The 7034-nt window shown below is 44.3% G+C and carries 1 protein-coding gene; it reads right to left on the bottom strand.

The window, feature by feature from the left end; all coding sequences use genetic code 11:
• On the bottom strand, positions 1-6561 hold a 6561-nt coding region (locus RIC07_RS29600; protein WP_446397637.1), incomplete at its 3' end, for a two-partner secretion domain-containing protein.
• Positions 6562-7034: the final 473 nt, after the last annotated feature.

Below are 7034 nucleotides of genomic sequence, written 5' to 3'. Positions count from 1 at the left end.
TTTAGACGCGCCCATAGCTAAGATGTCAGCATTTCGGATATCCACATAACGAGTATCGGTGAGGCTAAAACTGGGCATTAACCCGACACTATAGTTCTCGATAATAAATTGGCTTCCGTCATAGAGTGTAGCAATAGGGAGGGAACGCAAGCCACTATCCATAACGAAGCTGAGATTATTAATTTCTTGGGCTTGTAATTCCGTTTCAATGGGAGAAACTAACCAATCATAGAGTTGTTGTGCCGACGGTTTATAGGGGCGAGGAATGCGAACATCAGTGACAGCGCGACGTAATTGTCGCACTTGTTGCATCACTTTTTCCCGGGTTGCACCGGGAACAGGACGGCGAATTACGTCTCCAGAGGCAGTAACTAGGACAAGTTCTAGTTGGTCACTGGGTTGAGGATTGGGGTTACTGGACAGTTGTTGGCGTTGAGGATTGGACGGGTTAAATTGCCAGATAATTTCGGTTTTATCTTTAGGATTGGGTTTTTCTGGCGTGGGAGTTTGGGGTTTAAAGAAGGCGTAAATTAAGGCAGGTTTTATGCCCGTTTGTTGTTCAATTTGACTCAGCGTCGTTTGCACTTCTTCAGGCGTAGCCGTTTGGGTATTACTAATCCCTAGATAGCTTTCATACGCATTAGTGAAATTGCCTTCTTGTTGAGTCAGTTCAGCTTCAGCGGTTGGGGTGGTTGTGTTGGTTGTTGATGAGACAGCGACTGGACTACTTTCGTCTGAAATGCTATCTTCCTCGGCAGATTCATTACTCTCAGTCGGTTGAGTGAGATCAACTGGATTTATCGGCGGTTCATCAATGGTAGTGGTGGGAATATCACCGCGAATAATCGCAATATTTCCTTCTCGGTGAGTTAGAGGAAATGAACGCAGCGGGATAATACTAATGTCTCCACTGGTGAGAACTCCAGCCGTACCATTAATTTCTGCATCACCGACTTTAAAGGGTGTGAGTGCGTCACCCCCATGGCGAATGGTAATATCTCCCCCACCGTTACCGCCAGCCGTGGAAATACTGGCGTCTATTCCATTTTGGTCGGTAAAGGTGTCTGTGGCGCGGAAGTATTGACCTGCGGTAATATCAACGTTACCCCCTGTACCATTATCGCCACCTTGAGCGTTAATCGAAGTAACCTGAATATCGCCGATAGGGTCAAGGGTCACATTACCACCGTCACCAGAACTTCCACTGGTATTAATTGCACCTGTGGTTATTTCTAATTCCGCTTGAACAACAATATCGCCACCCGTCAATCCAGAACTATTCAGATTTGCGATCGCCACTCTGCCAGATTTTGCGTTAAGGTATATATTCCCCCCCTCTCCCGTGGGGTTACTGGTATTTAAGGTAACCCCACCCCCTTCCAAATCAGTTGTATTGAGGGTAACGGTTCCGCCACGGGTTTGAATGACGCCTGAATCGGACAAGGCGATAGGATTAGAACTACTGACCGAAATATCGCCGCCATTGGTTGTCAGCGTCAGCGCACCTGCTGTAAGATTGCCTGTAGTAATCGCACCATTACGGCTGGTTAGAGTGAGGGCGCGATCGCGATTAATAATATCACCTGTAATAATATCCTGATTTGCCAGCACGGTAATCGTCGCATTCCCCTCTCCGGTGATGGTTCCTGCGGTGGTATTGATGGAACCTGAACCCACAGGTGCTTGCAATGTGACAGGGGTTTGGAATGTAATATCATCGGCTAGGGTAATTGCACCACTGCTAGTTGTTCCCCCAATCGTGATTGAGGTAAACGTATTTTGTAGGGAATTCAGTTCCGGTGCGGTTAAATCTAAAATACTGCTGTTACCACTATCCACACCCCCGATTTGAATCCCTTGGCTTTGGGTTAACGGTTGCAGGGTTAAATTCCCAGTTCCAGAGATAGTACCTGTAAAATTAAGTTCATCACCGATTAGGGTAAGATTTCCTGCACCTCCATCAATGTTGCTGCTGATATTCGCGGCGTTATTGAATTGGAAGGTATCATCTAAGGTTCCCCCTGTCAAGTTAGAAAATTCACTAAAGTTAAGTCCATTAACTGTACCGCTATTGCTTCCGGTAATCGTCCAATTATTCGCGGTGTTATTAGCAATTAACGTACTGGTTGCGTTGGCGGTTCCTGCAATCTGTTCAATATTTACCCCACCCAATGCGGCTAAGTTCACCGTTAGGGGACTGGTATAGGCGGAGTAGTCTAAGGTATCTATCCCAGCGCCACCGTCAACTGTTCCGGTAAAAGTTACGCCATCATCGAAGCTGAATGTGTCGTTATTATTGCCACCTCTTAGATTCGAGAAGGTGCTGAAATTAAGTTTGTCATTAATTGTGCCACTATTGCTATCCGTAATCGTCCAAGTATTCGCTGTGTTATTAGCAATTAACGTACTGGTTGCGTTGGCGGTTCCTGCAATCTGTTCAATATTTACCCCACCCAATGCGGCTAAGTTCACCGTTAGGGGACTGGTATAGGCGGAGTAGTCTAAGGTATCTATCCCCGCGCCACCGTCAACTGTTCCGGTAAAAGTTACGCCATCATTGAATTGAAACGTATCATTATTACTTCCCCCTGTCAGGTTGTTAATAGCGGTAAAGTTACTGCCATTAATGCTGCCAGCATTAGAGTTAGTCAGATTCCATGTGTTCGGTGTATTGCTACCAATTATCGTGTTGTCACCCCCACCCCCATTAATGGTTCCGGTGAATGTTACTCCATTGTTCAATTGGAAGGTATCGTTGGCGCTACCGCCACTCAGATTCGTAAAATCGGAGAAACTAAAGGTTCCATTAACGGTTCCTGTATCATTAGCTGTAATGTTCCAAGTATTATCTGTGTTAGTGCCAATTAAGGTGCTACCTACATTACCAATCGCGGCTTCAATATTTTCTGCGCCAATAGCCGCTAGATTAACGATAGCTGGATTGGGATTATTGGAGTAATCTAGGGTATCTATACCCTCACCGCCATCAATCGCGCCGCTAATAGTCGCGTTGTTCGTGAAGCTAAACGTATCATCTCCATTACTGCCAATTAGGTTTTGAATATTGCCAAATGAAGAGATTCTACCACTAATTGCGTCGCCATCGATAAATGTAGCATCACCAGCATTATCTTCCGTGATATTCCAACGGTTAATTGTATTACCAATCAGAGTATTGTTTCCACCGTTACCGTCAATATTCAGGTTAAAGAAACTTCCATTCCTGTTGAAAATGAAGGTGTTATCGCCAGAACCACCACCGATAGTAATAGAGGTAAAGTCATCCCCTAGTCGATTCAGTTCTGTTTCTGTCAGATCTAATGCCGATGTATCATTGTTATCTCCACCAATAACAATATCTTGATCAGGTGTAAAAGGCTCAAGCCGAATAGTTCCGTCATTGCTGCTTGCACCAATATCAATTTCATCGCTAGTGACAATAATATCCCCACCACCTAAAGAACCTGTGGTATTGATATTGGTAATAATACTCGTTGCGGCTTCAAGAGTGACATCGCCACCTGTACTATTACCACCAGAACACTGATTTGCTACACCGGAACAGGAGAGTATTTGACCAGGAGTTCCACCAAAAAACGTGGTGTCTATTGTGCCACCACTGGTGAGATTTATAGTTCCGCTACTTTGGGAACCAATTGACTGTATATCATCAGTGTAAATATTGCCGCCTGCCTCCAAGGTAATGTTGCCCCCATTACCATTATCAGTAAATGATGGAACATCACCATTAATAGAAATATCACCACCCGCTTTGACAGCGATATCACCACCATTACCTGTTGTTGAACCTTGCCAAACCGTCAAAATTTGTGATGCAGTAATATCCCCTGAAGCTTCCAAATTGACAGAACCACCATTATCACCATTGGTTGTCGTGTTAGTTCTGATACTTCCAGCTTCAATACTAGCGGCGGGTTGTGTGGGAGTACCTATGGTAATGGAACGACCGGGATTTGTGATATTTCCCGTGCGAATGGTTCCGCTAGATAACAACGTAATCGTGGCATCGTCTGATCCAGTTATAGTGCCACCTGTAGCGTTTATTGATCCGTTAGGCGATCGCAAGGTAACAGGATCATTAAATGTGACGTTATCCGCTAGGGTAATTGTACCACTACTGTCAGCTCTTCCGATAGTAATCGAGGCAAAGCCGTTTTGAAGAATTCCTAACTTTTGTGTTGACAAATCTAGAGATGATGTAGAAGTGCTTCCACCTACATTGATGTCTAGACTAGGTGTCAGGGGCTGTAGCAATAGAGAACCACTAGTACTTATTTCATTAGAAAATATTTCAAAACCAATCTCATCGGCAGTTAAGCTGATATCACCATTGGTAGACGTGATATCAGTACTTATATTATAAACGCCATCAGCGTTACCAGAAACGCCACTGCCCCCGGTTCCAGTTAAATTAATATCACCGCTAGTTGAAGTAATGTTGCCACCTTCAACAAAAATTCCGTTACCTCCAATACCATTAACAAAACTGCTATTTCCCCCCGTTCCCAGGAGGGTAATATCACCTGCCATTGAATTAATTGTGTCACCTTCTAAAGTTTGAAAAAAGATACCATAACCGCCGCTATTAGCATTAGAGTCTCCTCCTGTACCAGTCAGGACAATGTTGCCTCCGCCTGAATTAATGCTGCTATTAGATATCCAAAGTCCACTCGTTCCAGAACCCGTACCCGTTCCAGTGAGAGTGATATTTCCTCCACCTGAATTAATTGAGCTATCTTCTATAGATAGGGCGGTTGATGTGCCGCTAACAATTCCTCTACCATTGATGCTACCGCCGCCCGTTGCGATATTTACACCGAAGATAAACAACCTGCCATCTTCACCGATATTGTCAAAGTCAGTGTTAAACTCCAGGTTCAGGGAATCATTACCAGGATTACTATCTGTAATATCAGAATTGATCCAAATACTGCCATGTGCATTAAATCTTAATGTATTATTAAGCCCCGTCCCATTAAAATCGAGGTCTGCATCTAGGGTTATGGTTCCAGATTCTACGCCTCCATTGCCCGTCTGAATAGTAACCAAACTCGCACCACCTATTAGGGCATTTTCGATTAAGTTTACGCCAATTTGGGAGCTATTGCCTATAGATTCAAATGGATTTATAGGACTAATATTAGTATTGCCATTACCATCAACAATCTCAATATCAAAGGGGTCAATTAACCACTCTCCACCAATACCCACTGATGCACTGACATCTGGAGTTGTGCTGATTTCAAAAGATTCAAGACCACTGGTTTCAACAAAACCTCCATTTCCCAACACTTGTCCACCACGAACAGTAATCTGACCGTGAATTTGAGTATTTGAATTTGCCCAAATAATAACTTCACCCCCATCACCTTCTGTTAAAGCATCTGCATGAATCACTGAGTCACTACTTACAAACGTGCGAGAGGCATTTGGCACAGAGTCTTTCCCTTGATATCCTCCACCAATCCGCACAGTACCCCCACCATTAATTCCAGAAGCGTCTATATTGGCAGATATTAAACCAACTTTATTGCCAATAACATTAATCTCACCGCCAGTTGCTGATGAAGGCGCAAAGCTGGGTTCCCCTACAGGTTCTACAGAAGAAACATCAATTGTGCCAGAAACGATCGCAACGCCTGTCTCTTTTGGTAAAGTTACTCCAGTATCGGCTAATTCCACCTCTCCCGATGGGGTCACATCAAGTCCAGTCTCAACAGTTTCCTCTTCACCCGTTAACAACTCAGGTAAATCTAGAGGTGTAACGGGTAAGGGTTCTCCCATACCATTCGTGGGTTGTTCAATTTCTAAAGATAGTAATTTTCCTGGCTGAGATATCTTGACTAAATTGGAACCGGGAACCGCTGCAATGGTAACCATTCCTCCTGGTGTTGTGAGTGTTCCAGTATTAATTACACTACCAGCAATTAACGTTAAATTTTTTCCTGGTGATACCGCTAATTCACCTGCATTAACAATACTTCCGGGCTGGGATACGTTAAAGGAAAATTGATTCGGTGTGCCAATCAACGTCTGATAGTTATTCGCACCACTCGCATGAAACCAAGTGTTATTCTCAAATCCCATCCCTGTGGCGGTTGTGGCGGTAAAATCAGCAGGAACGTTTAAGCTTGCATCAGCCCCAAAAATAATTCCCGCCGGATTCATTAAATATAAATTGGGAGTTCCCCCAGTCACCTGAATCAATCCGTTAATTACCGAAGCATTTCCACCCGTGACGCGACTGAGAATATTTTCCAGGTTGGGATTGGCGAGAAAATTGGCAATTTGGTTCGCATCCAAGCCAAATTGCTCAAAACTGTGGAATAGATTACTCCCATCTGCCGAAACACTGCCACCGTCAATATCATATTGGATACCATTTTGCGTAACAGTTGTACCCGTACCGTCTACGGCTGGGGTGATGGATTGGGCTAGGGCGGCGGAATTGCCAATTAGTGCCGCAACACCACAGAGAATCGCTTGGCATAGAGGTAGAAGAGCAAACAAGCAGCGGAAACCCAACCCAGACGATTTCATAATTGACAATCCTTTTCGTGCTATGTTATGTAGTTTCGCTTATTCTTAATCATTTGGGGCTGATGTATTAATAAAACGATACAACATTTATAGTTAATTGTTAATACATCAATCGTAGGGGCGCAGGGCGTGCGCCCAGAACAGAAGAATAAGACTTGCGCCCAGGAAATGATGGATTGGTGGGTTACGGCGGATAGGAAATTAACGGGTTGGTTTGCCTCAGTGAATTCCGCCTAACGCACGATGGCGGCGTGGCACACCTAAAATAGGGCTTTGTTTGTAGTAAGCACAAAGAGTGTTCTAACGCATAGCTGGAGAGGGCTCAGGTTCCCTCACTACAAAACAAATCTATTCCACAATTTTAGCTGTGTCAGTCCACTACTGACTGGTATGCTGGTGGGCAATGCCCACCCTACGGTATATCAAGGGTGAAGGCGATACCAAAATGCAAATTTCCAATATCATTCCGCTAC

The organism is Coleofasciculus sp. E1-EBD-02 (genome assembly GCF_040218245.1).
Taxonomy (GTDB): Bacteria; Cyanobacteriota; Cyanobacteriia; order Cyanobacteriales; family Coleofasciculaceae; genus Coleofasciculus.
Note: the sequence above shows the minus strand (reverse complement) of the source record. Positions and strands in the feature narration are given on the sequence as shown.